Source organism: Paenibacillus sp. NPDC055715 (genome assembly GCF_053617595.1).
This window is the reverse complement of the sequence record NZ_JBSHGA010000009.1, coordinates 124,186-150,154: the sequence shown is the minus strand read 5'-3', so window position 1 is coordinate 150,154 and position 25,969 is coordinate 124,186. Positions and strand designations below refer to the sequence as shown.

At 45.9% G+C, this 25,969-nt stretch carries 27 protein-coding genes, 1 pseudogene and 1 riboswitch; of the genes and pseudogenes, 19 read left to right on the top strand and 9 right to left on the bottom strand.

Annotation, left to right across the window (positions count from 1 at the left end; translation table 11 throughout):
• Nucleotides 1–36 precede the first annotated feature (36 nt).
• From ACWGOO_RS16565 to ACWGOO_RS16545, 5 genes are all read left to right on the top strand, one after another.
• Nucleotides 37–585, top strand: a complete 549-nt coding sequence (locus ACWGOO_RS16565; protein WP_452485184.1) for a hypothetical protein — start codon at nt 37–39, stop codon at nt 583–585.
• A gap of 899 nt (nt 586–1,484) precedes the next feature.
• Nucleotides 1,485–3,563 (top strand): peptidoglycan D,D-transpeptidase FtsI family protein, encoded by a 2,079-nt coding sequence (locus tag ACWGOO_RS16560; protein WP_452485182.1) that lies wholly within the window; start codon nt 1,485–1,487, stop codon nt 3,561–3,563.
• An 82-nt stretch (nt 3,564–3,645) separates the two neighbouring features.
• Nucleotides 3,646–4,395 carry a Cof-type HAD-IIB family hydrolase gene (locus ACWGOO_RS16555; RefSeq protein WP_452485180.1) on the top strand — a complete coding sequence of 250 codons (750 nt, stop codon included), beginning with the start codon at nt 3,646–3,648 and terminating at the stop codon, nt 4,393–4,395.
• Between the two features lie 51 nt (nt 4,396–4,446).
• Nucleotides 4,447–4,926, top strand: a complete 480-nt coding sequence (locus ACWGOO_RS16550) for a DUF456 domain-containing protein (RefSeq protein ID WP_452485178.1) — start codon at nt 4,447–4,449, stop codon at nt 4,924–4,926.
• Nucleotides 4,927–5,055: 129 nt separating this feature from the next.
• The gene (locus ACWGOO_RS16545; protein ID WP_452485176.1) at nt 5,056–6,690 is read left to right on the top strand and encodes a putative polysaccharide biosynthesis protein; all 1,635 of its coding nucleotides are present in this window, start codon (nt 5,056–5,058) and stop codon (nt 6,688–6,690) included.
• Nucleotides 6,691–6,717: 27 nt separating this feature from the next.
• Here the strand turns inward: ACWGOO_RS16545 and ACWGOO_RS16540 are convergent, their stop codons facing one another.
• Nucleotides 6,718–8,007 carry a DUF2515 family protein gene (locus tag ACWGOO_RS16540; protein ID WP_452485174.1) on the bottom strand — a complete coding sequence of 430 codons (1,290 nt, stop codon included), beginning with the start codon at nt 8,005–8,007 and terminating at the stop codon, nt 6,718–6,720.
• A 224-nt stretch (nt 8,008–8,231) separates the two neighbouring features.
• Between ACWGOO_RS16540 and ACWGOO_RS16535 the strand changes: the two genes are divergently transcribed.
• From ACWGOO_RS16535 to ACWGOO_RS16500, 8 genes are all read left to right on the top strand, one after another.
• Nucleotides 8,232–8,576 carry a thioredoxin family protein gene (locus ACWGOO_RS16535; RefSeq protein ID WP_452485172.1) on the top strand — a complete coding sequence of 115 codons (345 nt, stop codon included), beginning with the start codon at nt 8,232–8,234 and terminating at the stop codon, nt 8,574–8,576.
• Between the two features lie 184 nt (nt 8,577–8,760).
• On the top strand, nt 8,761–9,693 hold the full coding sequence (locus ACWGOO_RS16530) for a COX15/CtaA family protein (RefSeq protein WP_452485170.1): 933 nt from the start codon (nt 8,761–8,763) through the stop codon (nt 9,691–9,693).
• Between the two features lie 130 nt (nt 9,694–9,823).
• A complete protein-coding gene (locus ACWGOO_RS16525; protein WP_452485168.1) occupies nt 9,824–11,590 on the top strand; it encodes a UbiD family decarboxylase in 1,767 nt (588 codons plus the stop codon).
• A 53-nt stretch (nt 11,591–11,643) separates the two neighbouring features.
• On the top strand, nt 11,644–12,363 hold the full coding sequence (locus tag ACWGOO_RS16520; protein WP_452485166.1) for a Cthe_2314 family HEPN domain-containing protein: 720 nt from the start codon (nt 11,644–11,646) through the stop codon (nt 12,361–12,363).
• Between the two features lie 131 nt (nt 12,364–12,494).
• Nucleotides 12,495–12,634, top strand: a riboswitch (SAM riboswitch).
• Between the two features lie 134 nt (nt 12,635–12,768).
• Nucleotides 12,769–13,791 (top strand): methionine ABC transporter ATP-binding protein, encoded by a 1,023-nt coding sequence (locus tag ACWGOO_RS16515; protein WP_452485164.1) that lies wholly within the window; start codon nt 12,769–12,771, stop codon nt 13,789–13,791.
• A complete protein-coding gene (locus ACWGOO_RS16510) occupies nt 13,788–14,456 on the top strand; it encodes a methionine ABC transporter permease (protein ID WP_452485162.1) in 669 nt (222 codons plus the stop codon). The genes ACWGOO_RS16515 and ACWGOO_RS16510 overlap by 4 nt, the downstream gene beginning before the upstream one ends.
• A 74-nt stretch (nt 14,457–14,530) precedes the next feature.
• Nucleotides 14,531–15,352, top strand: coding sequence for a MetQ/NlpA family ABC transporter substrate-binding protein (locus ACWGOO_RS16505; RefSeq protein WP_452485160.1), 822 nt, complete (start codon nt 14,531–14,533; stop codon nt 15,350–15,352).
• A 144-nt stretch (nt 15,353–15,496) separates the two neighbouring features.
• Nucleotides 15,497–16,261: an SDR family oxidoreductase gene (locus ACWGOO_RS16500; protein WP_452485158.1), complete on the top strand. Its 765-nt coding sequence runs from the start codon at nt 15,497–15,499 to the stop codon at nt 16,259–16,261.
• An 85-nt stretch (nt 16,262–16,346) separates the two neighbouring features.
• Here the strand turns inward: ACWGOO_RS16500 and ACWGOO_RS16495 are convergent, their stop codons facing one another.
• Nucleotides 16,347–16,592: a NifU family protein gene (locus tag ACWGOO_RS16495; RefSeq protein ID WP_452485156.1), complete on the bottom strand. Its 246-nt coding sequence runs from the start codon at nt 16,590–16,592 to the stop codon at nt 16,347–16,349.
• 86 nt (nt 16,593–16,678) lie between these two features.
• Here ACWGOO_RS16495 and ACWGOO_RS16490 point away from each other — a divergent pair, with 86 nt between their 5' ends.
• Complete coding sequence (locus ACWGOO_RS16490) at nt 16,679–16,936, top strand: YuzB family protein (RefSeq protein ID WP_452485154.1); 258 nt, start codon at nt 16,679–16,681, stop codon at nt 16,934–16,936.
• Between the two features lie 118 nt (nt 16,937–17,054).
• Here ACWGOO_RS16490 and ACWGOO_RS16485 read toward each other — a convergent pair whose 3' ends face one another.
• Together ACWGOO_RS16485 and mqnE are read right to left on the bottom strand one after the other, a co-directional pair.
• A complete protein-coding gene (locus tag ACWGOO_RS16485; protein ID WP_452485152.1) occupies nt 17,055–18,122 on the bottom strand; it encodes an NAD(P)/FAD-dependent oxidoreductase in 1,068 nt (355 codons plus the stop codon).
• A gap of 268 nt (nt 18,123–18,390) precedes the next feature.
• A complete protein-coding gene (mqnE, locus tag ACWGOO_RS16480) occupies nt 18,391–19,497 on the bottom strand; it encodes an aminofutalosine synthase MqnE (protein ID WP_452485150.1) in 1,107 nt (368 codons plus the stop codon).
• Between the two features lie 361 nt (nt 19,498–19,858).
• Between mqnE and ACWGOO_RS16475 the strand changes: the two genes are divergently transcribed.
• Nucleotides 19,859–20,218 (top strand): HesB/IscA family protein, encoded by a 360-nt coding sequence (locus ACWGOO_RS16475; RefSeq protein ID WP_452485148.1) that lies wholly within the window; start codon nt 19,859–19,861, stop codon nt 20,216–20,218.
• 464 nt (nt 20,219–20,682) lie between these two features.
• Here the strand turns inward: ACWGOO_RS16475 and fosX are convergent, their stop codons facing one another.
• The 3 genes and pseudogenes from fosX to ACWGOO_RS16460 all read right to left on the bottom strand — a co-directional run bounded on the left by fosX (nt 20,683) and on the right by ACWGOO_RS16460 (nt 21,606).
• Nucleotides 20,683–21,132 (bottom strand): FosX/FosE/FosI family fosfomycin resistance hydrolase, encoded by a 450-nt coding sequence (gene fosX, locus ACWGOO_RS16470; RefSeq protein ID WP_452485284.1) that lies wholly within the window; start codon nt 21,130–21,132, stop codon nt 20,683–20,685.
• 61 nt (nt 21,133–21,193) lie between these two features.
• Nucleotides 21,194–21,317: pseudogene (locus tag ACWGOO_RS16465) on the bottom strand (IS1595 family transposase); the annotation flags it as partial.
• 61 nt (nt 21,318–21,378) lie between these two features.
• Nucleotides 21,379–21,606, bottom strand: a complete 228-nt coding sequence (locus tag ACWGOO_RS16460; protein WP_452485146.1) for a helix-turn-helix domain-containing protein — start codon at nt 21,604–21,606, stop codon at nt 21,379–21,381.
• A gap of 355 nt (nt 21,607–21,961) precedes the next feature.
• Between ACWGOO_RS16460 and ACWGOO_RS16455 the strand changes: the two genes are divergently transcribed.
• Nucleotides 21,962–22,333, top strand: coding sequence for a hypothetical protein (locus ACWGOO_RS16455; RefSeq protein WP_452485144.1), 372 nt, complete (start codon nt 21,962–21,964; stop codon nt 22,331–22,333).
• Between the two features lie 467 nt (nt 22,334–22,800).
• On the opposite strand, the gene ACWGOO_RS16450 is transcribed toward ACWGOO_RS16455, so the two are convergent.
• Together ACWGOO_RS16450 and ACWGOO_RS16445 are read right to left on the bottom strand one after the other, a co-directional pair.
• Nucleotides 22,801–22,983 (bottom strand): nuclear transport factor 2 family protein, encoded by a 183-nt coding sequence (locus ACWGOO_RS16450; protein WP_452485143.1) that lies wholly within the window; start codon nt 22,981–22,983, stop codon nt 22,801–22,803.
• 11 nt (nt 22,984–22,994) lie between these two features.
• Nucleotides 22,995–23,873 (bottom strand): LysR family transcriptional regulator, encoded by an 879-nt coding sequence (locus ACWGOO_RS16445; protein ID WP_354451795.1) that lies wholly within the window; start codon nt 23,871–23,873, stop codon nt 22,995–22,997.
• Between the two features lie 152 nt (nt 23,874–24,025).
• Here ACWGOO_RS16445 and ACWGOO_RS16440 point away from each other — a divergent pair, with 152 nt between their 5' ends.
• From ACWGOO_RS16440 to ACWGOO_RS16430, 3 genes are all read left to right on the top strand, one after another.
• Nucleotides 24,026–24,955, top strand: a complete 930-nt coding sequence (locus ACWGOO_RS16440) for a DMT family transporter (protein ID WP_452485141.1) — start codon at nt 24,026–24,028, stop codon at nt 24,953–24,955.
• Nucleotides 24,956–25,251: 296 nt separating this feature from the next.
• A complete protein-coding gene (locus ACWGOO_RS16435; protein ID WP_452485139.1) occupies nt 25,252–25,431 on the top strand; it encodes a hypothetical protein in 180 nt (59 codons plus the stop codon).
• Nucleotides 25,432–25,446: 15 nt separating this feature from the next.
• Nucleotides 25,447–25,791, top strand: coding sequence for a YkvA family protein (locus ACWGOO_RS16430; protein WP_452485137.1), 345 nt, complete (start codon nt 25,447–25,449; stop codon nt 25,789–25,791).
• Nucleotides 25,792–25,969: the final 178 nt, after the last annotated feature.

Genomic DNA, 25,969 nt, shown 5'->3' with positions numbered 1-25,969 from the left:
AAATTAAATTGAGCTATAAGTATGGGAGCTGGCTTTATGACTGCCAACAAAAAAAAGTTAATATACTATCTGTTTTTTATCGTGTTATTTATGAACTTGTTTTTATTATTTCTCTATTCCATTAATTATGATATGTTACTTTTTAAAAAAAGTAGTTATCTAATACCTATCTTCATTAATATCATTGCTTTAATTTTACTTTCTACTATAAGTAGCGGAAATTTCTTGGTAACTTTTGTTGTAATAATAGGATTACTTTTGTTATTACTACTTAAGGCCTTATTTACCCAATTATTGCATCCTTACAGCTACGAACAAGTAACATCCCCTATAAATAACAAGGTTATTCTTACTGAACATCGAAAATCTCTACTTGATGGAAAGGTTTCGTTTTACAGGATCTATCAAGTGAAATTTGTTGTATTTACAAAACAACTTACTAAAAAAGAGATAGTTATTGATTATCCATATACCCTTGATCCTTCTCAAAAAGAAATATTTGATTACGAAGCACCAGAATGGAGAGGAGAAAATACAGTAATATTCCATACAATAGAGGGACCAATAAGACTTATCATGGATTAGTCAGAGAAGGAAGTTATGTGATGCTAACTAAAAAAGTTGGTATGAATAACATGGAAAAATGGTGCAAAAAATCTAGGGTGAAGGAGTTTAACATAAGTAGTGTAGGATCCAAGAGAAGGAAAGTTACTCTCCTAATTAGCCGAGAAATTAGAACTACTCGACTCTAATTAGAGATACAATGTATTGGCTTTCTTTAGTTCTTTTGATAGTTATATTATTATACTCTCATTACATAATTGATACTCAGTTCGTCGGTAATTTTCTCTTAATTATTTTCTCTGTTTTCTGGGATAGTGTAATAAAAGAAATTTTGTAGGCTTCTAAAATCATGTTGGTGCACTGTGCTTTCCTGAGCTATATTCTTGAGTAACACTATTGAAGGCTAAGTAACTAGCTTTATCTTATGTTGTTGTGTTTCCGTAATGTATAAAATATATTTTGAAAGTGTTTAAAAGGAGGTTAACAGAAATTATTCTGATGGATATTTCTTTTAGATATTAGCTGTGCATCAACTTTTATTTTTGACTATGGCTGTTATACAAAAATTATGCCAACCTTAAAATTTAGAATGTAAGTCGTTGTGTTAGGGTAAATTCCTATGATCTTTAGTCCCGATAGACAGGTTAAAAGCAGGAGGTAGTCATTAAGACATTGCACGTGGATTTAAGGATGCTTTAGCATCTATGATGAATGCTTAACTATCTTTATTCAGCCATAATATTGTACTACGTAACAATTCATTAAAGCTTCTCTCAGCCTTTGTGCTAAGAGGAGCTTTTTTTATGCTTTTTCTACGTTTTCTTACAAAATTGTCACCATCAAATTCATCATTATTTACGTCTATTATGGTAGGATCAGGGATATGATAACCTCGGTGAAAGGAGTAATGACCAGAGAATATGGATAGAGGAAGTTTGGATAAGAAGTTTTCATTCAAAAAGAAAAGTCATGAAGAAAATGAAGAGGTACAGAAAAAGCGGACGGTTTTTCGGACCAATCTTCTTTTTTTCAGTGTGTTTGTGTTATTTGTCATTATCATTACCAGACTAGCGGTCTTACAGTTTGTGCAATCGGCAGAGCTGAAGGAGCAGCAACAATCCGTAAATACGAAAAATGTTCCGTTAGCCCCGAGTCGCGGTACAATTTATGACTCTACGGGTCTCGTCAAGCTGGCGTATTCAGTTCCGGTACAGTCGCTGTATGTGACTTTATCAAAGGATTATAGCAAACGTGCGGAAAAAGACCGTAAGCCGGGAAAAAAGCTGCTTCCTGAGTTTAATGCTTTTGCTGAAAAGCTTGCTGCCAAGCTGAGTGAGTTAGGAAGTACGGAGAGTGAGCAACTTGATGTAGAAAAAATTAAGGAACGGCTGGACAAGGACTACACTCAATACAGGGGTTTTACTCCGCGTCTGGTCAAATCTGACTTAAATCAGAAGGAAATCGCATATTTTCTGGAGCACCGGCAGGAGTTTCCCGGAGTTGAGATTGTAGAAGAAAGTGTACGTCATTATGACCCGGATCAGGTGGCGGTGCAAACCATTGGGTATACGTACAAGTTCAAAGGAGCGCGGACCAATCGGCCAAAGTACAAGGAGCTATATGAAGCCAATTCGGAAGTCCAAAGACCCGAACAGGTTTACTCGGAAAGTGAGACCGTCGGATATGGTGGCTTGGAGCTTCAGTATCAGGATGAGCTGAGAGGAAAAAACGGCTATAAAACGGTAGAGGTAAATCCGCGCAGTATGCCGGAGGGCATTGAATCCATTACTCCGCCGAGAAAGGGATACCATCTGTATTCCACCATCAACAAGGAAATTCAGCAAAAGACGGAACAAGCGATTGTGGATCAGCTTCGTTGGCTTCATACCCATCCGGTATCGGGTAAGCTCCACAGCGATGCCACTACTGGCTTCGCTGTAGCGATGGAGGTCGAGACAGGGAATGTCGTAGCGATGGCAAGTATGCCGGACTATGACCCCAATGTATGGAAGACGGGGAGTACATCGCCTTCGGTATATGACGAAATTCAGCATAAAATGGGGAACGGAACGATTAAATCCGTACCTAGCGGAAAAGCGGGTCCGCACCCGGAATCCTCGGTGCTACTGGGTTCAACCATTAAACCCCTAACCGTGCTGGTCGGATTGAAGGAAAACTTATTTTCTCCCGGGCAAACTTATCTGGATACGGGAAGCGCGTACTACGGTAAAAATCGTTCTAGCCGGGTCGGTAATTCGAGCGGGCACGTGTATGGTAGTTTGACCCCTAGCAAAGCCATTGAATTCTCATCCAATACGTTTATGGTTGATATGGTGGGCAAGCCTCTCTATGCCAAGTACGGAAGTAATGCAGGGGTGCATCAGGGAATTGATGTATGGGACAAGTATATGAAGGAATTTGGATTAGGCGTTCCGACTGAAGTCGATCTGCCGGGTGAGTGGCCAGGCAGACTTGAGTATACGAGCAAGCGTGAAAGTACGCTGACACGCTTGGTGCAGGCATCCTTTGGCCAACAGGGGAAATATACGGCGATGCAGCTTGCCCAGTATACAACTGTACTTGCAACCAAAGGCAAGCGTATGCAGCCGCATTTGGTCAGTAAAATGGTGGATGATCAGGGCAACCTCGTGCGTGAGTTCAAGCCCAAGGTGCTGAATGAGGTCGCTTTTTCAGATACGTACTGGAATACGGTGATTCGCGGTATGGCTACGGATGTTAACGCATTTAATGGTTTTCCGTATGATTATGCCCGTAAAACGGGGACTTCCCAGCAGGTGGTGGGACGTGTGGTTAAAGATAACGGGGTGTTCATTGCTTTTGCTCCACGTCAAAATCCGAAGCTGGCCGTAGCGGTCATTATTCCCGAAGGAGGCTTTGGCGCGACGAGCGCTGGACCTGTGGCGCGTAAAATATTTGACGCTTATGACGAGGTTTACGGGTTGGAGGGTATCCCTAAAAAGCCGCAGGCGGCGAAGTGAATACTTGAATTCTTTTGTGGGCTTCTCTTTTTCATGGTAAAATGTCGTTGGATATAAGGGACGCACAGGAGGAAGAGAAACCATGGGAGAAAACCAATATAAATACAAACTGCTTGCGCTCGACATGGATGGAACTTTACTGAACGACAATCATGAAATTACATTGGAAACGATCAACTGGATTAGCAAGGCGGTTCATGAGGGGATTCACGTGTGCTTGTCTACCGGACGGGCGGCGATACATGCCTTGCCTTACGGACAGCAGCTTGGCCTGGACACACCTATGGTAACAGTAAATGGCGGAGAGGTATGGAAAACCCCACATGAACTGTGGCGCCGTTATTTACTCGATAAAGAGCTAGTTCGTAAAATGCACCAGATTGCTGTAGAAACCGGGTCCTGGTTCTGGGCATACTCGACGGAGGAATTATATAACAGAGATCGTTGGCCGGATACATTGGATACACAGGAATGGCTCAAATTCGGTTATAATACGGAAAATGACGAAATTCGTCATCAAATTTTGCTCAAGCTTCAGGATATGGGCGGGCTTGAAATTTCCAACTCAGCGATGACGAATCTGGAAATCAACCCGGCTGGCATATCGAAGGCCAGTGGGATTGCTGAAGTATGCGATTTGCTCGGAATTACAATGGAGCAGGTAGTCGCAGTGGGTGACAGTCTGAATGATTTGGCTGTAATTCAAGCGGTTGGACTGGGTGTTGCGATGGGCAATGCACAGGATACGCTAAAAGAAGCGGCCGATCTGGTCGTCGCTTCGAACAATGAAGATGGCATCGTTGAAGTTATCCGCGATTATGTACTTGTCTAAGAGAACGAATGATGAAGCATATAGGATAATTGGACGAGAAGGAGGGAGCCAATGGACATTGTAGGCTGGATTATTATCGTTGCGCTGTTCATTGTTGGCATGGCCGGGGCAGTATATCCCGTATTGCCAGGGGCGCTCGCCATCTACTTTGCATTTTTTGTGTACGGCTGGTTTTTCTCGTTTGCTTTATATGATAAATTGTTCTGGATCATTCAGACGCTAATTGTTATTGCACTGTTTGTTGCGGATTACGCTGTCAATGCGTGGGGGGTCAAACGATTTGGCGGTTCGCGCCTCTCCGCGATACTCAGTACGATCGGGATTATTATCGGCCCTTTCGTTATTCCTGCATTTGGCCTGATTTTAGGCCCTTTTATTGGTGCTGTGCTGGGTGAGCTGATTAGCAAGGCCCCGCTGGATCGAGCGATTAAAGTGGGTTTTGGCTCTGTATTGGGGCTGTTTACCAGCACCGTGATGAAAGTGATTTTGCAGCTTGCCATGATTATTGTATTCTTGATTTGGGTGTTATAACCCGATATCGTTATTGAGATTTGCAGAGACAGAATCGACATGCGGCTCCGCACCGGTGATGGCTCAGGCCATGACTGCTTTGCGGAGCTTTTGCATGCGTGTCAAAAGCAAGAAAGAAGGGAACGCATTTTGTCTAATAAAGAAACATTCCTTAAAGGTACGCTTATTTTAGCCGCAGCCGCCTTAGTGGCGAGAGTGCTGGGTCTGGTACAGCGCGTTCCATTGGAGCATTTGCTCGGTTCCGTGGGGAACGCCTCGTTTACCATTGCGAACAACGCATATTTGATGCTGCTCACGGTGGCTACAGCAGGTATTCCAAGTACGTTGAGCAAAATGGTCTCCGAGCGCTATGCGCTGAATCGGCCTTCAGACGCGCGACGTGTGTATCATGCGGCTTTGATATTCGCGGCCGTGGCAGGCATTATCATTACAGCGCTGCTGTATTTTGGCGCGCCTTATTTTGCTGAGCATGTGGCTGGGGTTCCGCAGTCCGCCTTAGCTATTCAGGCATTGGCACCAGCCTTGCTGCTGTTTCCAGCCATTGCCATGATGCGCGGGTACTTCCAAGGGCGCGGTAACATGACCGCAGGCGGTATTTCACAAATTGTGGAGCAGGTCGCACGGGTGGCTACTGCTATTTTGCTCGCCTTTATTATTTTGAAGCTCGGTTATGGAGATCGCGAGGTTGCGGCCGGGGCATCGTTCGGGGGTGTCATGGGAAGCCTTGGTGCCTTGGCAGTTATGCTGTATTACACGGTGAAAATGCGTCGCCAGGATCGTCAGGATCGACAAGAGCAATTCCAGGAGGAAAGCTCCGCGCTGCCGATGATGCGCATTTACAAAGACATTTTTACACTGTCTATTCCTATTGTATTGTCTTCTTTGACGGTTCCGGCCGTTAACTTTATTGATACGTCGATTGTGGTTAGACTGCTGTCCGTCCAAATCGGCTTGGATCAGGCAACCACCCAGTTGGGTTATTTGGGAGCACGTGCGCAGAGTGTGGCGGGGATTCCGCCGATTTTAGCCATTGCGCTCAGCACATCGCTCATTCCGATCATTTCGGCGGCTTTTGCCCGCAAGGATGAACGCCATTTGCAAAATCAGATGACTGTGGCATTGCGTATCTCTATTTTGACCGGAATGCCGATTGTGATGGCCTTGTGTGTAACCGCCTATTCCATCAACGGCTTACTGTTCAGTTCGCTTGGAGGCAGCGGGATTATCGCTGTTCTGACACTCGGAACGATATTCCAGATCACGATGATGACCTCCAACTCCATTTTGATCGGTATGGGCAAACCGCGTATTTCAATGGTTAATGTCTTGGTCGGTATCCTCGTTAAGCTGGCTGCGAGCTGGTTGCTGGCTGGCTGGCTGGGGATTTACGGCATCATTGCCGCAACCGGATTATGTTTCCTCGTGATTACGCTGCTGAATTTGCATGTGCTCAAAGGCATCGTATCCTTCTCCATCATGGGCCGTCGCTGGGCAGGCTTTCTGACCGCAGTCGTGCTCTCTGGAGCCATTGGATATGGTGTGAATGAGGCTTGTATTCTGCTGGTTCATATCATGCCTGCACGTGTGGCCTTCTTCATTGCATGCTGTATTGCCGGGGCGGCTGTACTGGTATGCTATCTGGTGCTGCTGGTTGTACTGCGCGTACTGCGCCGGGACGAGCTAGGTAACTACCCGCGTGTGTTGCAAAAGGTACTGCGTCCACTGATGCGTCTCCAGCGTGAGTCCACAGAACAACGAGGCTAAAGAAGCATAGGCAGTCCTCCAGCTTTTTCAGTGGAAAGGTCGCAGGCTGGCATGGGCGTCATGGGCCATCGCTGTTTTTTGGATGCCGTGGCGATGCTCATGCCGCATAGCAAATAATAGTGGTCGTCTTGGCACGCTCAGATGCCCGAGCGTGGAACCGTCCTGAAACCAGTCGTAACGGGGGATCGGGTCATAAGACGTATCCGACCAGACGGCGTTCAGCTCGGGGCTGTACAGGCGTTGTCCCGGCGGCAGCCATTCATGTGCCAGTAGCGCTGCACTCTCTTCAGGAGAGCGCAGCGCTTTTTGTTTGTCCGACGTGAACAGTCCCGGCCAATAGTCGCTGCGTGAGCCAGTGTGAGGCACGCTGGTAGCGAATGCGGTTACTTGATCCAGCACCTGCTGGTGTCCGAACAGCATGGCATACAGGCTTTTACCGAAGCCGATCCGTTCATCCAGATGGCCGAATCGCTCCATCACAAGTCCGGCGAGGCCGCCGTTTAGCCCAAGCGGAAATATGACCTGATTCAACTGGAGCCAATCGTGCAAATAAAAGCCCGGCTTGTGTGTCACAAATTTTTGAAAATATGGATCTTTTACTACCCGGCCCTCAATATAGTTTTGTTCATTGATGATCAGGGCTACGCTTATGAGAGAACTGTCCCGCCAAGCCCAGAAACGTTCCCAGAAGGGTCTCATGAATGGTGATACATGAAAATGGGGGAGCAAATGAAAGCAGCTTCGGCCCAGATGACGGCTGTGCATGTATAGTTGCAGCTGCGGGTAGGCATCTTGAAAAATAAGGGCATTGCAGCGCTCCAGCAATCGATATAACCATTCCTTTTCCTGTTCGCCGAACAGAGTGTCGATCAGGCCGCCCTTCAAATCGGTCATGTTATAGCCACCATTGCGAGAAACCAGATGAGCCAGCAGCGCCCAATGTAACTCGGGGTAGCCATGATAGCATTCAAGGTAAGCGGCTGTCCGGGTGACATTGCTGCGATTCTCCTGTGCCGTATTGTTCTTGATCCGTTCGATCAGCTCACAGTCCGTTTCGCATAAGGGCATATTCAGAGAAGAGGGACGGGAAGCGGGTCCATTCACCAGCATCAGTGCTTCGGCTTCATCCATGGCTGCTTGTGCGGTTTGATCATCCCATGGTAACTCACACAATGGGTAGCGCAGTTTGCGGGACTCGGTCCAGGCTACCCGCTTGCCTTTCCACGCTTCTTCCGCAGCACGTGGTACGGAACCGAGCAGCTTTAGCCCACCCTGAAGCTGTTGTGATGCCACATGAAACCATTCGGCGAAAGACATACTTGATAACCTCCTTTCAAAGTCTGAGAGCACTCTGTACCCGGCTAAGTATGCCGGGATATGCTAAGCGTGTTCTTAAGTATATTGCTAGTATGTCTCGATGGCAGGGCTTCCAATCGGTGATTCGGGAATAATAGGGGAGTGTGCAAAGGCGCCACTTGGCGTTACAATAGATAGAAAGCACAAGCTCTTTTTTACAAACAGAATTCAAGGAGGAATCATCCATGCAAAAGATCGTCTCTCATGAAGACTTTAATAAGGCAATATCCACTTCTGGCGTAACAGTAGCTGTGTTTAAGGCGGACTGGTGCGGGGATTGTCATTTCATTGATCCGTTCATGCCTGATGTGGAACAGCAATATGCAGACAAGCTTACATTAATTGAGATTGATGTAGAGCAGGCGGAGAGCGTCAGCCAGGAGCAAAACGTGCTGGGTATTCCGAGCTTTATCGCTTACAGTGAGGGCCGCGAGTTGGTGCGTCTGGTGAACAGATTGCGTAAATCCCGTGAGGAAATCGAGCAGTTTTTGGATCGGACTGTGGAAGTACACGCCAGCTTGGCTAAATAATTGATGTTGTGCATGGCCTCCAGAAAGCCGCTTCCTTCCAAAGGGGGCGGCTTTCTCATGGGACACGTTCACATTTTGTCAACAAAGCGCGTATGTCAAGGAACGATATATCAGTTATAATTATTGTAAGTGATCATTTCACAACAAAATGAAGTGGATAAATATTATATTTGGAAGGACATGGGTGAATTCTGTGGATAACAAAATCAGAATATTAAAGTGGCTTGCACTCGTAACATGTATTGTCATGTTTCTGGCTACCTTCGGTGGAGGCGTCGTGACGCGGACGGATTCGGGACTCGGATGCGGACGTGAATTCCCGCTTTGTAACGGCAAGTTGGTTCCAGCACATACGATCGCATCCATTATTGAATTTTCGCATCGCTCTGTCAGTGCCATGGCCGGCATGCTCTCCATCGCCTCTTTTGTTGGCTTTTTGCTGTTTATGAAGCATCGGAAGGATTTGCAGTTGTTCTCGTTACTGACGTTAATGTTTGTCATTATACAAGGAGCGATGGGGGCGATGGCAGTCATCTTTTCCCAATCTGCTGCGGTCATGGCGCTGCATTTTGGATTTGCCCTTATCGCCTTCGCCAGCGCAACCATGATGACGCTGGGAGCCTGGAAGGAACATGCCGATTCACGGTTTACTCCGCGTCTAGCCACCACACCTGTTAACCGGGGTTATCGTAATTTCATATGGCTGTCGACGATTTATACGTATATTGCTGTGTATTCGGGCGCACTGCTCAGTCACTCGGAAATTCGGAAAATTGTGGATCTCGGCGGTGTGATATCTCCGCTATTGCTTCATCAGCTTTCCGCCGGGCTATTGTTCGTGATCATTTTAGCCGTGGGACATTACTCCTTTCGCTATCACCCAAATCATCGGGATATTCGTGTATTGGGCGTTGTTTCTGTGGTGTTAATTTTTCTTCAGGTAATTATTGGTATCAGCCTGCTGTACTTCACCAGACCGGAAATTTACATGTTCGTCGTACTCGGACATATGCTGGTTATTGCAACGCTGTTCTCCATTTTGTGCTACTTGAGTTATCGGGTATGGCAATTGTCGCCGGATCGCAACATCGTTCGGACGCACACACAGCGCCCTTAAGTACTTCTTTAGGATTGGTGAAACGGATATTTTGCCCAAGTGGCGTTTAAGCACGTATAATAGCATATAAGAAACAAACCAGGCCCGCGAGTTTCTCGAGGGCTTGATTTGCTTAGGAGGAATCGTCCAGTTGATCTACCAAAATTTGCGCCAATTTATTGAAGCGCTACGTAAGGAAAGTAATCTTCAAATTATAGAAGCGCCTGTCGATCCTTATTTGGAGCTGGCCGAAATTCATCGGAGAGTTATTGAGGAAGAAGGCCCGGCATTGCTGTTCACCAATGTAAAAGGTACTCCGTTCCCTGTAGCCAGTAATCTGTTTGGCACAAACCGTCGTGTTGATATGGCCTTTGGGCCTCGCCCGGAACAACTGATGGATGCGATTGTAGGGGCGACCAAAACGTTGCTTCCACCTACCCCCAAGGCATTGTGGAATGAACGTGGGCTGATTAAGGACATGCTAAAAGTAGGGCTTAAAACGGTATCCCATAGCGAGGCTCCTGTATTGGGAGTTCGCCGTACGGATGCTCCGCTGGCTCCACTTCCAAGAGTGACGAGTTGGCAAGATGACGGGGGGCCGTTTATCACGCTTCCGCTCGTATATACCGAGAAGCCGGGTCAGTCCAAGGATCATAATTTGGGCATGTACCGTATCCAGATTTATGATGATCAGACCACCGGGATTCACTGGCAAATCCATAAAGGCGGCGGCTTTCATTATCATGAAGCTGAGCTTCGTAATGAGCCGCTGCCTACGACAGTTATCATCGGCGGACCGCCTGCTTTGATTGCGTCCGCAATTGCTCCTGCACCAGAAAATCTGCCTGAGCTACTGCTTGCCTCGCTCATTATGGGCGGGAAGCTGCCAATGACAGAAGACCCGCTCGGCGGTCACCGGATACCAGCAGAGGCCGAATTTGCAATCAGCGGCTATGTGCCGCCTAATGAACGGCGCCCGGAAGGGCCGTTTGGCGATCATTTTGGCTACTACTCTTTACAGCATGATTTCCCTGTATTTCATGTCAAGCATATGTACCACCGCAAGGATGCTATTTATCCAGCGACTATTGTAGGTAAACCACGGCAGGAGGATTACTATCTGGGCGAATTTTTACAACGTCTGCTGTCACCCGCCTATCCGCTTGTGATGCCTTCTGTCAAGTCGCTGTGGGCTTACGCAGAAACGGGTGTACATGCACTGGCAGCTGCAGTTGTGCGTGAAAGCTATTCCCGTGAAGCGCTGGTATCAGGTTTTACCATTTTGGGACAGGGCCAATTGTCGTTGACCAAATTCCTGATGCTGACGGATCGGGTCATTGATTTATCCGACTTTAACCTGCTGCTGGAAACCATTCTGGAGAGATTTAATCCAGCGACAGATTTATTTATTTTCAATCATACGTCTCACGATACACTTGATTATACGGGCCGTAAGCTGAATCACGGCAGTAAAGCGATTCTGATGGGTGTAGGTGAGCCTATACGTGAACTGCCTCGTGCCTATGTAGGAGGCGACCTGCCGGGTATTGACGAAATTGAGCCGTATTGTGGAGGTTGTCTCGTTGTATCCGGTTCGAGCTTTGAGCAGGAGCCTGAGCTGGCTGCGCGGGTGCTGGAGCGTTTGTCTGTGGGCGAGCAGGAATGGCCGCTTGTCTTTATTGTAGATGATGCCAAGGAAGTCGTTCGTTCACAAGCATCATTCCTGTGGACGGTGTTTACGCGATTTAACCCGGCTACGGATATGTATGCAGACAGCGAGGTGCGTTTGCATCATCTGAACTACAAGCTGCCAATTGTGGTGGATGCACGCATGAAGCCCGGCTACCCGGATGAAGTGTTGCCGCGCGAGGATATTGTTAAGCTTGTAGACCAACGGTGGACGAGTTATTTCGCTTGACGCCCTAATCAACCCAACAACCGGATTTTACATTCATAAAAGGAGGCGTGGGCATGATACGCAAGCTGCTAGGCGAGCCGCCACGTGTGAACAAGGGCATCCTGCTGGATGCTATGAACAGCATGTCAGATATGCTGAAACTGCTGAAGCGGCAAATTCAGGCCAGTGGAGATCCGACTCATGATTTTCGCAAGGCGGATATTTTGACACGCGGCCTGATGTCATCTTTGGATGAGCTGGAGCAGAGCCATCATGCTGCCGCCTTTTTCCGAATGAAAGTCAAAGCCGGATATGCCGAGGATATGAGCGTTGGTGAAAAATCGGATTACGCGCTGTATGTTTACTTTTATAAGGATGGGTTTGTGCGGGTATTTTCTATTTTGGATAAGCTCGGGAACTGGCTCAATGATCTGTATGATCTGAAAACAGGTCAGTACAAGGCGCATTATTCGTATTTTACAGTGCTGCGGCAATTCAGATATTTGAAATTGCATCCTGATATGACGGACAGCTTAAATGATATCAAGGACTCATACACTGACGCGATTAATCGGTTACGCAAGCGGCGCAACACCGAAATACACTATATGAATACGGAAATGCAGGATGATCTCTGGCAACGGCATCGTGCTCTGTATGGCAAGATACAACTGGAGGATCTGGATCATCACCTGGAGGATTTGAAGCAAGGTCTGGAGATGGTGAACCGTTCCCTGGCGACTGCCTTTCGTTATACGGTGAAACAATGGGAGAACCGGGAATCTCGTCCATGATTATGTCAGAAAATATCCTTTGACAAAGCTATGTAAACTATCCTATACTGAAATCTAGTTTCAGAAAAATGCTCGAATTATAATTTTAATAGCAAATTTAACGGACAGCTAAAGCTGGAGTTTAACATATTTTCTTATCCAGAGAGGTGGAGGGACTGGCCCGATGAAGCCCGGCAACCCGTTCTTTTCCGGTGTGAAACACCGGAAGGGAACATTATGGTGCTAATTCCTACAAAACCGCTAGACTTATAACGGTTTTGATAGATGAGAAAAGGTTCGCATGGTGGGGCCCTTTTCATTTCTGTGAAAGGGGCTCTTTTTGTATAATCATGAGATGGGATTTTATAAATCCTGGAGATGAAGTCGTTGAAAAGGGTAAGGAAGAGTGAAGGGGGTTGCAGCACGTTGATAGAGCTTAAGCAATTAACCAAGCATTATGGCAAAGGAAGCCGGCGCGTTAGCGCGCTGTCCGGATTGAATCTTTCTATAAAGCGTGGTGAAATATTTGGAGTCATCGGTCATTCCGGGGCAGGGAAAAGCACGCTGATCCGCTGTATTAATTTATTGGAACGTCCGACCTCGGGCGAAGTATGGGTAGATGGCGTAAATCTCGCCTCGGTGAGCCAATCACAGTTACAGAAACAGCGTCGTAAAATCGGAATGATCTTTCAGCATTTTAATTTGTTATCCTCGGCGACGGTGTATGACAATATTGCATTTCCATTACGTCTGGTGAATATGCCGAAGCAGAAGCTGGATCAGAAGGTTCGTGAATTGCTGGAACTGGTCGGTCTGGAAGAACACAGCGGGAAATATCCGTCACAGCTCTCGGGTGGACAGAAGCAGCGGGTAGGTATTGCACGAGCGCTTGCCAGTGATCCTCATGTACTGCTGTGCGACGAGGCGACTTCGGCGCTTGATCCGCAGACGACAGGGTCCATCCTGAAATTGCTGTTAGACATTAACCAGCGCTTTAATTTAACCATCGTACTGATTACGCATGAAATGCATGTCATTCAAAGCATCTGTGATCATGTTGGTGTCATTCATGATGGTAACATCGTGGAGCAGGGGCCAGTGGCGGAAGTATTCCTGAAGCCACAGCATCAAGTAACCAAAGACTTTATCCAGCGTGAGTCTGAGCATCCCGAGGAGCTGCAAGCAGCGATTGCAGCAGCAGGAGGCGGCGAATCGGCGCAGGTTGTACGAATTTCATTTTTGGGCAGCAAGACATACGATGCGATTCTGTCGCGAACGGCTCGTAATACCGGTGTTGATTTTGCGATCTTGCAGGGAACCATCTCCACAATTAAAAATGTACCGTATGGACAGCTTATCGTCCGTTTTGAAGGAAATCAGGAGGATATTGAGCATACGCTGCGCGAAGTGTCTGGTCAGGGACTTGATGTGGAGGTGATCGGACAATGAGTGAACTTGATTTTTCACAAGTGAATTGGGAAGAAATGGGTAACTCTACATTAGAGACACTTCAGATGCTCGGTGCATCTGCGTTGTTTACCCTTATTATTGGTTTGCCGCTCGGTATTTTATTGTTTTTGGCAAGCCGCTCTTCATGGAGTCTGATGAAGGTGATATACGTTGTACTTTCCTTTATCGTAAACATTTTGCGTTCCGTACCGTTTATTATTTTGATTGTTGCACTGATTCCTTTTACACGTTCGCTGGTGGGGACTTCCACGGGGGTGCTGGGTACGATTCCACCGCTGGTCATTGGTGCTGCGCCATTCTTGGCCCGTCTCGTTGAGACGTCATTGCGCGAAGTGGACAAGGGTGTCATCGAGGCTGCACAAGCCATGGGCGCCTCAACAGGGCAGATTATCCGTCGGGTGCTGTTGCGTGAGGCACTGCCGGGTCTGCTCGCCGCATTAACGATTACCGTCGTTACGCTCGTATCCTATACAGCGATGTCCGGTATGATTGGAGGCGGTGGTCTGGGTACATTGGCGATCAACTACGGATACTACCGTTATGAAACGGCTATAATGATCGTTGCGGTCGTACTGATGGTCATACTGGTGCAACTGCTGCAAATGGCGGGTGACCGTCTGGTGCGGCATTATACTCGAAAATAGGGAAACTATATAGATAGCCTTATTGATCAGGGTGTCTGAATGCTAACATTACATTTCATTGGAGGGTTAATAACATGAAGAAATGGGTATTGGCTGTATTAAGCTTGACATTAATTGCTGTGCTGGCTGCTTGCGGTACAAACAATGCAGCCGAAAATAAAGGTGGATCACCACGTGAAGTAGAGCTGAAAGTTGGAGCTTCTCCTGTGCCGCATGCGGAAATTTTGGAAGCGATCAAGCCTCAGTTGGAAAAAGAGGGCATTCGTCTTCAAGTCGTTCAGTTTAACGACTACGTACAACCGAACGTACAATTGTTCGACAAGCAACTGGATGCTAACTTCTACCAACATGTACCTTACATGAATGTGATGAACAAAGAGCGCAACATGAACCTGGTTTCTGTAGGCGCGGTTCATCTGGAGCCATTCGGTATCTACTCCCAAAAATATAAAAAACTTGATGAAATTCCGAACGGTGCTACCGTAGCCATCCCGAACGATGCAACTAATGAAGGCCGTTCATTGTTATTGTTGGAGAAACAAGGTTTGATCAAGCTGAAAGACACAAGCAACATCGAAGCTACTTTAAAAGATATTACAGAAAACCCGAAAAACTTGGAATTCAAGGAGCTGGAAGCGGCTATGCTGCCACGTCAGTTGCCTGAAGTGGACATTGCACTGATCAACACGAACTACGCTCTGGAAGCGAATCTGAACCCGACGAAGGATGCACTGGCATTGGAAGATAAAGATTCTCCATATGCTAACGTTTTGGTAGCACGTCCTGATAATAAAGATTCCGAAGCGATTCAGAAGCTGATCAAAGCGTTGCAATCCCCGGAAACTAAAAAATTCATCGAAGACAAATATCAAGGCGCGATTATCCCGGCATTTTAAGCAGGGAACGAGAACGCGTTAAACCCCAACCCCGAATTCACTTGAACAAGAGGATTTGGGGTTTCTTTTTGCTTGGAGTTGTAGGCGAAGCCTAAATATTTTATACTTGGGGGTGACCGTTCTCTATGAAGAGGAGGAAAACTGTTGAGACACAAAGTCGCGCTTATAACGGGCAGTGCCAAAGGAGTAGGTAAAATGACCGCTCTGCGTCTGGCTGATGAAGGCTGTGATATTGCGCTGAATTATGTGCATAGCCAAACAGAAGCCGAAGAGCTCAAGCAGGTGATTGAAGCCAAGGGAGTACGTTGTCTGTCTTTGCAAGGAGATATTTCGATTCAAGAAGATATTACAAGGCTGATCGGTGAAGTACAGGATCGGCTGGGCGGTGTAGATATTATGGTGAATAACGCCGGACCGTTCATCCGGGAACGTCGCTTGTTTGCGGATTACAGTGTAGCCGAGATTCATGCCATGATTCAGGGAAACTTGGTTGGGACGATATTGTTGGATCATCTGGTATTACCTCATATGCGGGACCAGCAATGGGGACGTATTATTCATTTTGGCTTTGGTCATGCTGGAGAAGCACGGGCTTGGCCGCATCGGGCGGTATACGCAGCCGCCAAGGTAGGCCTGGTGTCTTTTACGAAGTCACTGGCTGTGGAGGAAGCTCCTTATGGTATCACGGTCAATATGATTTGTCCCGGGGATATCCGGGGTGCGAACAAGGAAAAATCAATTGCCGACGTCATCGGCTTGCAGGATAAAGAGACACCACGTGGACGTCCGGGGAGTGGAGAGGATATTGCGCGAGTGATTGCTTATTGGTGTGATGAGGATTCGGATTTTATCACAGGCAACATCATGGATGTGTCGGGAGGGCTAGACCCAATTCGACCGACCATATAAGGGATTAAAATCCAATAGACTCCGTCACACAAAAAAGAGTCTTGAGCTTCGTTACCGAAGTCAAGACTCTCATAATCATCAAGTATTAGAATACTTGTACCACTTCTTGGACGCCGTCGACTTCTTCGAGAAGAGCGCGTTCAATCCCTGCTTTCAGCGTGATTGTGGAACTTGGGCAACTGCCGCAAGCGCCTACCAGCTTCAGTTTAACGATGCCGTCTTCTACATCAACCAGTTCAACGTCGCCACCATCGCGTTGCAGGAATGGACGAAGCTTATCCAATACTTCGGATACTTCATCATACATTGGAATGTTTTGTGTTTCACTCATTAGAATTCAACCCCTTTCCTATCTTTATTTATTATATTACAAAGCGGGCCAAATTAAAATGCCCGTCAACCAAAGCAGGTGAAAAAATGTTAAGACCCATCATTGAATTTTGCACTAGCAATATGCATTTTGGCACCGATGAAATGATGTCCAGACTGGAGCAAAATCCGGATTACGACGTCATTGAATACGGCTGTCTCAGCAATTGTGGTCAGTGTAACGCTGAACCGTATGCGATGGTCAACGGCGAGATTGTATCTGCCGATTCAGCAGAGCTGCTGTACGAAGTGATTATGAACAAAATCAAAGAATCCGAGGCATGGGATAACCTTGATCTCGACTAAGGTGTAATCACTCGTCAGCCTGCTTCGTTTCTGTCTATGATATATGCACCGTCCATACATGTTCAAAACAGAAGACCCACTCCCAGAATAGGTTTTCTTTGTCTGTTGCACCAACAGGTCAGCCAAAATGGCGTTTGGATTTCCAGAGCACGCCGCTTTTCAGCAGGCGGGGCACACGACCACGCAACGAGGTGCTGCCCATGAAGCCGTAGCCGAATCCGGCCTTCTTGCCAAGCGCGCCCAATGTACCACGCAGCTTCAAAGGATGCGGGCGAGGCGTTTGGCCTTTCCACAGGTCGTGTACAATGTGTGCAATCTGTTCACCTTGCACCTCCGCCGCTTGAGCGCTTGGAGAGTAGGGGAGACTGGCACAGTCTCCAACCACGTACACCTCGGGATGATCCGGGATTTGGTAATATTCGTTTAGCACAATGCGGCCTTGAGGATCTTTAGGCACAGCTAAATCCTGTACGATTTTTACCGGTTGAATCCCGGCTGTCCATACGACCGCATCTGTCACAATTTCTTCATCACAGTTGTAAATAGCGCCTGGCTCAATGCGGGAAACTGCAACATGATTCAACGCATCGACTTGATGCTCCTTAAACCAGGCATGTACATAGGCAGACAAACGCTGCGGGAATGCCGATAGTACCCGCTCGCCCCGATCCATAATGGTAATATTCAAATCCGTGCGGCTTTCGCGCAATTCCGCAGCAATCTCAACACCGCTCAGACCGCCGCCTACAATATGCACATGTCCGTAAGGTTTGATTTCATTCAGGCGCAGATATGTTTGACGTGTATTGTTAAAGGACTGGATGGTACAGCTATGTTCTTTAGCCCCCGGCGTATTGTGAAAACGGTCGGTACAGCCCAGTGCAATCACCAACTGCTCATACGGCAATGGCTCGCTGTCCTGAAAATGTACAATTTTATTTTCCAGATCCATCGAAGTGACTTCCCCGTATTTGCGAATGAGCCGTTGTTCATCGGGAAAATGCACACGTAAATCAAAATCAGATACCGTACCCGCCGCGAGAGCATAGTATTCTGTTTTTAATCCCTGAAAAGGCATCCGATCTACTAAAATGACTTGAACATCATTGGGAATATGTTTATTCAGTAATTCCTTGGTAATGGTAAGGCCACCGTAGCCGCCTCCCAGAATAACGAAATTTTTCATCAAAATTCGCCGTCCTTTCGCTGTCGTGTCCCTGGCAAATGGTCTGTTGCCTCACTAGGAAACCCTTTTTAGCTCAATTAACGTCTTATCCCGGCGACATGCAAATTCAATGTTTCCGACCAGACACAGGTTTTTTGTTATTATAAAACCCAGGGTTCCCGGCCCACCAGTAGGAAGGCAGACCAGAAAATTCCGGGGCAGCTTGACGCTGCATGGTGTGAGTAATGGGGATAAAATACGCGTGGGAAATCAGAATCCGATATTACTTTTATTCGAAAACCTCGATTTCGTTATAGAAGGTGTCCCGTTCAACCGGAATGCGTCCTGCACCTTTGACCAGCCAGATCAGCTCTTTACGGGTCAATCCGGTCGGGGTCAGTGCGCCTGCGGCATGGCTGATTTGCTCGCGCACAATCGTACCATGGACGTCCGATGCGCCGAAAGTCAGAGCGACCTGCGTCAATTGCGGGCCAATATTAATGAAGTAAGCTTTGACATGATCGATATTATCCAGCATCAGGCGGCTGATCGCAATGGTTTTGAGATCCTCGTAAGCGGAGTTTCGGCGCATGATGTTGGCATTTTTGCTTTTCGGCTGCATGGACAGTGGAATAAATACCATGAATCCGTTTGTTTCGTCCTGCAATGCGCGAATTTGCAGCATATGTTGAATACGATCCTCGTAGGATTCAACCGAACCGTACAGCATCGTCGTATGGGTTCTCATACCGAGATTGTGAGCCGTACGATGAACCTCAAGATAGCGATCTACATTCGCTTTGGTGACACGCATTTTTTGGCGATACTCATCTGATAAAATCTCTGCGCCACCGCCGGTCAGTGTTTGAAGCCCTGCCTTTTGCAGCTCCTGAAGTACTTCCTTAATGCTCAAACCGCTAATACGTGTGAAAAAGTCAATTTCCGCTGCGGTGTAAGCTTTGAGTGTAACGTTGGGGTACTTTTCATTCAGCGTCCTCAATGAGTCTACATAGTATTGGAAAGGCACATGATTATTATGACCGCCGACGATATGGAATTCTCTTACTCCTGGGTGGATATGCTGCTCAACATAATCAATCATTTCTTGCCCGGACAACGTATAAGAGCCGTCTTCCCCCTGATCCTTGCGGAAATTACAGAACGCGCAGTGCGCTTCGCATACATTGGTGAAGTACAGGCTCATGTTCTCAATAAAATAAACCTTTTTTCCGTTCTTGCGTAAATTCGCTTCGTTAGCCAACTGACCCAGTGTGAGAATATCGTCAGTTTCGTACAAATATATACCGTCTTCAAGGTTCAAACGGATGCCGTTCTGAACTTTTTCTACAATCTCCGCCATTCTGCGGTCTGTAAAGGGTGTAACTAATGTGGACATGCCTCTATTCCTCCTTCAAGTTGCTCTGTGCGAGGCTGTCCGCCAGATAAGCGTCACAAGCGCTTAATACACACAGAATGTCCCGTTCCGTCGGTACGAATCCGGCAGCGCGGAAGTATGATATGTTAAAAAATGTTACATTGACAAATGTCTCAGAACATTTCCTTTGAAATGACAATTTTTTGACAGTTCTTTTACACACTCTTCATCTATTATAAACCTCACCTCACAGGTGTTCAATACAAACGAACAGAAAAACAGGTCTTTTAGCCTGTAAGGGAAGGACATTCCATGACTTGAGCACTTGCAAATAGTGGAGTATACTGAAGGAGTACATGAAGTAAAAGAGGAGGATGGAGTCATGATTAACATCACCGATTCCGCTGCCGAGCGCTTGAAAGATATGCTGGAGCAGCAGGAAACGCCGAATATGTTTTTACGTCTGGGTGTTACGCCGGGCGGTTGCACCGGATTCTCGTATGCCATGGGCTTTGACGACAACGAGACGGATCAGGATATATATATGAACGTACAGGATATGAAGATTGTAGTGGAGAAGGAGAGCATTCCTTACCTGAACGGTCTTGAGATCGACTTTGAAGAGTCCGGCATGTCCGGCGGTTTTACGATTCATAATCCGAATGCAGTAGCGACGTGCGGCTGCGGTTCGAGCTTCCGTACTGCTACGGATGCAGGGAAGCCGAACGAAGAACCTTGTTAATTAAGGTTTTCCCAGCGGTGGTCTGAGCCGCAGAAGCCCAAATATCAGCATGGTTGGGGATTGCGGATTGGTTGGCGAAAGTTTTTAATCTCGAAATATGTGATTTTAAGATTGTAAATGAAAGGCCTCTATAGCGGTATAGTCGCGTACTATATTGTTATGGAGGCTTTTTGAATGTGTTTAAGAAACTTTATTTAAGATCATTATTACTACGTGTGGATTGGACAAATTTACTCAGGGCATTAAAAAAGCCAAATACAACTGTAAAAAGTAAGAGAGCTACGGGTTTAATTTCAATCTCAAAATAAACACTGTATAGAATTAAAAATGCAAAAAAGAGAACTGAACTATTTATATTTTGTTTCGAGTAAAGAGCTTTTAGAAAGCGCATTTCTAATTCTTCTACCTTTGCGTTCCGGCGAATTCTCGGTCGATGGACGTATGAATCTTCCATTCTGCACGAATCAGGCCATGGATGTTTTTTTTGAATCTATACTTTTTTCATTACTATCTACTTCTTTATAACTGGTTAATCTTTCCTTTAGCGTACCAGTGTGTAATTCGAAAAAGTTATTATCATAATCATAGAAATAAATAGAGTACCCTTCTCCCTTAATTCTTGATCGAGGTGGCTTCATTTCTAAGTTTAACACTTTTATTTTTTTGAGATAATTGTCTATATCTTCTTCTCTTATTTTGAAAGCAATATGATGGTATGTTCTATTAACTGTTTCTTCATTTTCCATAACAGCTATCCACTGTCCACCGATGATGAAAAATCTTTCCCTTGATAATGAATGTGTTTTTTCTCCGCTGTAATATACTTCTTTAGCTTCAAATAATTCTTTATACAGTTCTGTTGTTTTTTCTAAATCTTTCACCACAAATGTAATATGACTTACATTTTCAATCATTTTAGCTTCCTTTTTTATCATATTTGAAACAATTTAACTCTTAGAAGGATACGTTCTTAATAAGTAATTTAGCTGCCGTGTCATCAAAGCGTTGTATCCCAACCTTTTAAACTGCTTTGATAGTTGCTTGCGATGCTTTTTGCATAGGTGGAAAATGCCCTCTGAGCATCGGTACAAAGAGTGTTTGTCCGATGAGAATTTAAAACTACTAGCATTTAAAAACAACTATATAAAAAGGCTCGCAGGCTATAAACGATCCTTTATATTGTTCTCAATGGTTATGAGTTCAGATATATCATCAATCTCAAGTGCATCCGCAATTTTCACAAGTGTTTTAAGGTTTATTTGTTCACGAATGTTCCGTGACATTTCTGATATAGCCGCCTGACGAACACCAGATAGTTCGGAAAGTTGGGTTTGCGTAAGTCCCCGTTGTGTCATAACTTCATTCAATTTAAGCCGAATCTTTCTCATATGTACACCACCCTCCAGCCCATTATATCCAATATACGAATATCCGTAAAATAGTTATTGACTCTATACTTATATTCGTATATATTATTACTAATAAACGTATATACGAATATAAGTATAAAACATTAATTTCCTCTCAGCATTGTTACTATTTGATCACTTGGTACTTTGGTTCTAAAGTGGAGCGGTGTCGATACTGAAATTAAGTATTGATAAAAAGTTCCCATAACAATGATTTAGAGCGAGAGAGAGGTGTGTTGTTTATGTTTTCCAGATAATTCATACAGTAATCATGTTTATGCTGGATATTAATACATAATTAAATCAGTGCTATAAAAGGTAGGGGGAATTATTTATGACCCAATCAGTTGAATTGAAAAGAGTTACTATGGTATATGGACCTAATGATGATCCTCATATGTATGAGTTATTTGAGGGAGTTTTGTATGAGCGTAGCTATTTCTTTTATCTTGAACATGGAATATTGTATCTGCGGCATGTACGAAAGGTAGAACAACCGGATCACCCGCAACTTTATGTGGATGGGGAAAGTGGAGGGCTACAATTAGCAGAGAATGTACAACGTGAGATCATGGAGGTCGTTACAGAGCTGATCGAGCGTTTGTGTAGTAAGAATGGATTGGCGTTTTTACTGGATGAACTGTTATGGCTACATGGTCGAAGCCACATTGAGCTTAACCTTGTAAAAACAAAGGGAAACCTGTAAGCCCAGTATTGTTTTTCTTATGGTTCCTTCTATATTCCAATTATCCCATTTATGCTATAATGATTTGGACAAAATAACCGGTGGGGAAGATACGGCGAAGCTAGCCCGAGAGGGGGTGACGCCGTGTCATTTGATCTAATCGTGAAGATTCTTGACGTTGTGCTAAAGTTGGTCAGTATTACTACTGGTCTAAAGGCTTTGGTTCAAGCCTGGAAACAATCACGTAAAGACAAGAAAAACCACCGGGAATAGGTTGGCCCCTGATCCGGTGGTTTTTCGTACGCAGTATGAAATTCTCGCCGTGGTCGCCCACCGGCCTTTGTCAGAAAGTCGCGATGTGCAACCATCGCGGCTATTCTTATTTTACCCACGTATCATATGTTATATGACACATGGTACGTGATACAGCTTCTGTTTATAGTATAGCATAGTGCTATTTTTTTTTCTACAAATGGTGTTAGTCTTAACTATTTCACCGTGCTACAATGCCCTGAAATGATCTTCAACGCCCCATCCATATCGTGCCAAACGCGGGTATAGCACATTTCATCTTCAATGGGCTCATTACCTACCGTTCCTCGTAAAGAAACTCTCGTCACAGTTACCGCAGTACCATTCAGCAGAATCACTTTTTGGTCCAACACTTGCATATCCGTAGCTTCTACTTCTCCACATCGGTAAACAGCTCCTGCGCGGTGCGCACAAATAACTGTACAGCCAGAGAAGCATTGTGCAGGGATGGCACAGCGATACCAATCTGGCGCGTAATCAGGGGTGCGGTTTCCTTAACGGTCAGATCATGGGGGAATGTGGACAAGGCTAATGAAGAGACGATCCCCATGCCCAGTCCTTGTCGAACCATGCTGACCAGGGTGCTGACATTGTGAGTGGTGAAACGTGCCTGCAACTGGCTTTGTTCACGCTCGAAGCCTTCCATAATAGCAACCTCATGCCCGCCTTTACAAAAGATCATATCCTGCTGGTTCAAGTCTCGAATGGCGATTTTGCTTTGCGATTGCAAAGGGTGACCGTCCGGCAGGAGAATAACCATATTATCCTGACATAAAGGGATGACATCCACCTGTGGGTCTGGCAGCAGAATGATACCTACTTCAATCTCTCTGTTATGCAGCCATTCCTTGACTTCATTGGTAGAGCCTTCATGCAGATCGAATATGAGATTTGGGTAATGCTGGCGAATATGATGTATGATCGGGGGCAGAAAATAGGCCGATGCCGAAGGAAAGGCTCCGATGGTGATTGTGCCAACGTCCAGCCCTTTTTCGGCGGCGACCTGCTGCTCTACTTTTTCCATGCTTTGCAACATCATGCGGAATTGCAGCAGTACCTTTTGCCCGATATCTGTAAGCAGTACGCCTTTTTTTCGGTCACGCAGCAATAGCTGGACATCCAGCTCACTCTCAATACTGGCGATGGCATGGCTGACTGCGGGTTGTGTCATATGCAGTTCATGGGCAGTTTGGGTAAAATTTAGTGTTTCAGCTACGCGGACAAAGATCATAATTTGGGTAATGGTCATAAGCGAAAAGTTATCTCCCTTATCGAAAACATTCATTTTATTTATTAGTGGCCATAGTATACGCTAGTAAAGTAAAGCTCTGCAAATGGCTGTAAATGACTATAGCCGTATGAAATGAGCGATGATCATCGCTAGGGGAGAGGAAGATATCTATGAAAACATTAACACCTAAAGCTACGTTGTGGCTTGTATCAATATTAGTGATGGTGTGGGGAATTAACTGGCCGTTGGCCAAGCTGGCTTTGTCGGATACACCGCCGATTTTATTTTCAGGCATACGCACGTTGCTGGGCGGGCTAATCCTGCTTCTGTTCGCTATGCGTCACAGGGAAACCTTGCGTTTGAGACAGAATGCGTGGACGTATCTCGTTCTGGCGATATTTAATATCGCCGGATTCTATGGCTTTCAGACGGTGGGGCTACGGTATTTGCCTGCCGGGTTATTTTCCACTTTAGTATTCTTACAGCCGATCTTGCTTGGATTGTTCTCCTGGTTGTGGTTGGGTGAGCGCATGTTTCCGATGAAGGTCATTGGACTGGTTCTCGGCTTTGGCGGGGTGATCGTGATTAGCTCCGGCGGGATGGGAGGGCATTTGTCCGTCTTGGGTATCGTGCTGGGGCTGGCCTCTGGACTGTGCTGGGCACTCGGAACGATTTATATGAAGAAAAAAAGCAAGCAGTTGGACTCCATTTGGGCGGTGGCGATGCAGCTCATTTTTGGGGGAATTATACTTAATGGGATTGGGCTTACGACGGAGAAATGGAGCGATATTCACTGGAGCCCCTCCTTTATCGCTATCTTGCTGTTTATATCTGTATTCGTGATTGCGATGGGCTGGATGATTTATTTTAAACTGATCGACAATGGAGAAGCAGGAACCGTCGGTTCCTATACGTTTATGATTCCGGTGCTGTCTACGATCTTTAGTATGGTGATGCTCAAGGAGTCGCTTACCCTGACATTCGTGGTGGGATTGGTGCTGATCGCGGGCAGTGTGTACCTGGTGAATACAGCTTCACCGGGAAAACGAGGCAACCGAAGCTCGAAGGTCCATGAAACGAAATCCTGTACCAATGAATAGGGAATGCGAAAGTAGGAAAAATATACTAGATTATAAAAGGGGATCATAGTAAATTATGACTATGTAGATAGAGAGGAAGTTCGTTTTGGGGGAATTAAGTATTTATACTCAGTCTTTGGAGCCGCAAAAGGATACGGAAGCATTGCTTGAACGGGTTCAATTGGCAGCCAACCTGTGAACCATATCTCATATTTTGGGGCAAACCTCTGTCGTGACGGATGATGGTACGTTGAAGGGGGTGCTTTTAAATGTGAATAACCAACCCAATATTAGGTTTGAGGGGGCTTATAAAGGTTATGGGAAGTATAATATGGCTTTCGACGAAGAAGGCGGAAGAAGTCATAAACATAGCCATGAAACAGTATAATGCGCCTAACAAGCTTCCGATATGGGATAAAAATACGAAGGTAGAAATGACGGTACAAAATGATGAACTTGGAAAGCGGGAAGGTGGCATTTTCAAGCTTGCCAGTTAGAATTAGGAGGAACCTATGAAGGATTTTGACGTAACCCAAGCCAAGTATGATCCGAAGCAGGAAGAACAGGTGAAAAAGGGATTTTTCAAAAAGGTGAAATCCACGGCCGGGAAGGTTCCTTTTGTGAAGGATGCGGTGGCCATGTACTACTGTGCGATAGATCCTGAAACGCCTCTTTATGCCAAAGGGGTAGCCTTCGGGGCCTTGGCGTATTTTATTTCTCCATTGGATGCGATATCGGATGTCATTCCAGTGCTGGGATTCACGGATGATGCGGGTGTCGTGCTGACGGCCTTAAAAGTGTTGGACATGCATATCAAGCCAGCCCATCGGGAAAAGGCGAACGAATTTCTTTCTTGAGGATTGCTTGAAGAGAGGGGAAGCTAAGGGAATGGACAGATAAACGCCGACAGCGAGGGAACGCTGGCAGATGAAACAGAGTGAGCCGCAGGGCTGGGTGCTCCCTCTATTTGGCTGGATTTTTGCAGCACAAGGTTTTGTAGAAGGCCTGATGAGAGGTTATAATGAGCATTATCAA

Excerpts from the sequence above, each read along its gene's own strand:
- ACWGOO_RS16490 (WP_452485154.1), top strand. The coding sequence starts at position 16,679 with ATGTTAAGACCCATCATTGAATTTTGCACTAGCAATATGCATTTTGGC.
- ACWGOO_RS16440 (WP_452485141.1), top strand. The coding sequence starts at position 24,026 with ATGAAAACATTAACACCTAAAGCTACGTTGTGGCTTGTATCAATATTA.
- ACWGOO_RS16535 (WP_452485172.1), top strand. The coding sequence starts at position 8,232 with ATGCAAAAGATCGTCTCTCATGAAGACTTTAATAAGGCAATATCCACT.
- ACWGOO_RS16540 (WP_452485174.1), bottom strand. The coding sequence starts at position 8,007 with ATGTCTTTCGCCGAATGGTTTCATGTGGCATCACAACAGCTTCAGGGT.
- ACWGOO_RS16495 (WP_452485156.1), bottom strand. The coding sequence starts at position 16,592 with ATGAGTGAAACACAAAACATTCCAATGTATGATGAAGTATCCGAAGTA.
- ACWGOO_RS16475 (WP_452485148.1), top strand. The coding sequence starts at position 19,859 with ATGATTAACATCACCGATTCCGCTGCCGAGCGCTTGAAAGATATGCTG.
- ACWGOO_RS16560 (WP_452485182.1), top strand. The coding sequence starts at position 1,485 with ATGGATAGAGGAAGTTTGGATAAGAAGTTTTCATTCAAAAAGAAAAGT.
- ACWGOO_RS16455 (WP_452485144.1), top strand. The coding sequence starts at position 21,962 with ATGACCCAATCAGTTGAATTGAAAAGAGTTACTATGGTATATGGACCT.
- ACWGOO_RS16510 (WP_452485162.1), top strand. The coding sequence starts at position 13,788 with ATGAGTGAACTTGATTTTTCACAAGTGAATTGGGAAGAAATGGGTAAC.
- ACWGOO_RS16550 (WP_452485178.1), top strand. The coding sequence starts at position 4,447 with ATGGACATTGTAGGCTGGATTATTATCGTTGCGCTGTTCATTGTTGGC.
- ACWGOO_RS16450 (WP_452485143.1), bottom strand. The coding sequence starts at position 22,983 with ATGCAAGTGTTGGACCAAAAAGTGATTCTGCTGAATGGTACTGCGGTA.
- mqnE (WP_452485150.1), bottom strand. The coding sequence starts at position 19,497 with ATGTCCACATTAGTTACACCCTTTACAGACCGCAGAATGGCGGAGATT.
- ACWGOO_RS16505 (WP_452485160.1), top strand. The coding sequence starts at position 14,531 with ATGAAGAAATGGGTATTGGCTGTATTAAGCTTGACATTAATTGCTGTG.
- ACWGOO_RS16485 (WP_452485152.1), bottom strand. The coding sequence starts at position 18,122 with ATGAAAAATTTCGTTATTCTGGGAGGCGGCTACGGTGGCCTTACCATT.
- ACWGOO_RS16445 (WP_354451795.1), bottom strand. The coding sequence starts at position 23,873 with ATGACCATTACCCAAATTATGATCTTTGTCCGCGTAGCTGAAACACTA.
- ACWGOO_RS16460 (WP_452485146.1), bottom strand. The coding sequence starts at position 21,606 with ATGAGAAAGATTCGGCTTAAATTGAATGAAGTTATGACACAACGGGGA.
- ACWGOO_RS16430 (WP_452485137.1), top strand. The coding sequence starts at position 25,447 with ATGAAGGATTTTGACGTAACCCAAGCCAAGTATGATCCGAAGCAGGAA.
- ACWGOO_RS16520 (WP_452485166.1), top strand. The coding sequence starts at position 11,644 with ATGATACGCAAGCTGCTAGGCGAGCCGCCACGTGTGAACAAGGGCATC.
- fosX (WP_452485284.1), bottom strand. The coding sequence starts at position 21,132 with ATGATTGAAAATGTAAGTCATATTACATTTGTGGTGAAAGATTTAGAA.
- ACWGOO_RS16555 (WP_452485180.1), top strand. The coding sequence starts at position 3,646 with ATGGGAGAAAACCAATATAAATACAAACTGCTTGCGCTCGACATGGAT.
- ACWGOO_RS16435 (WP_452485139.1), top strand. The coding sequence starts at position 25,252 with ATGGGAAGTATAATATGGCTTTCGACGAAGAAGGCGGAAGAAGTCATA.
- ACWGOO_RS16565 (WP_452485184.1), top strand. The coding sequence starts at position 37 with ATGACTGCCAACAAAAAAAAGTTAATATACTATCTGTTTTTTATCGTG.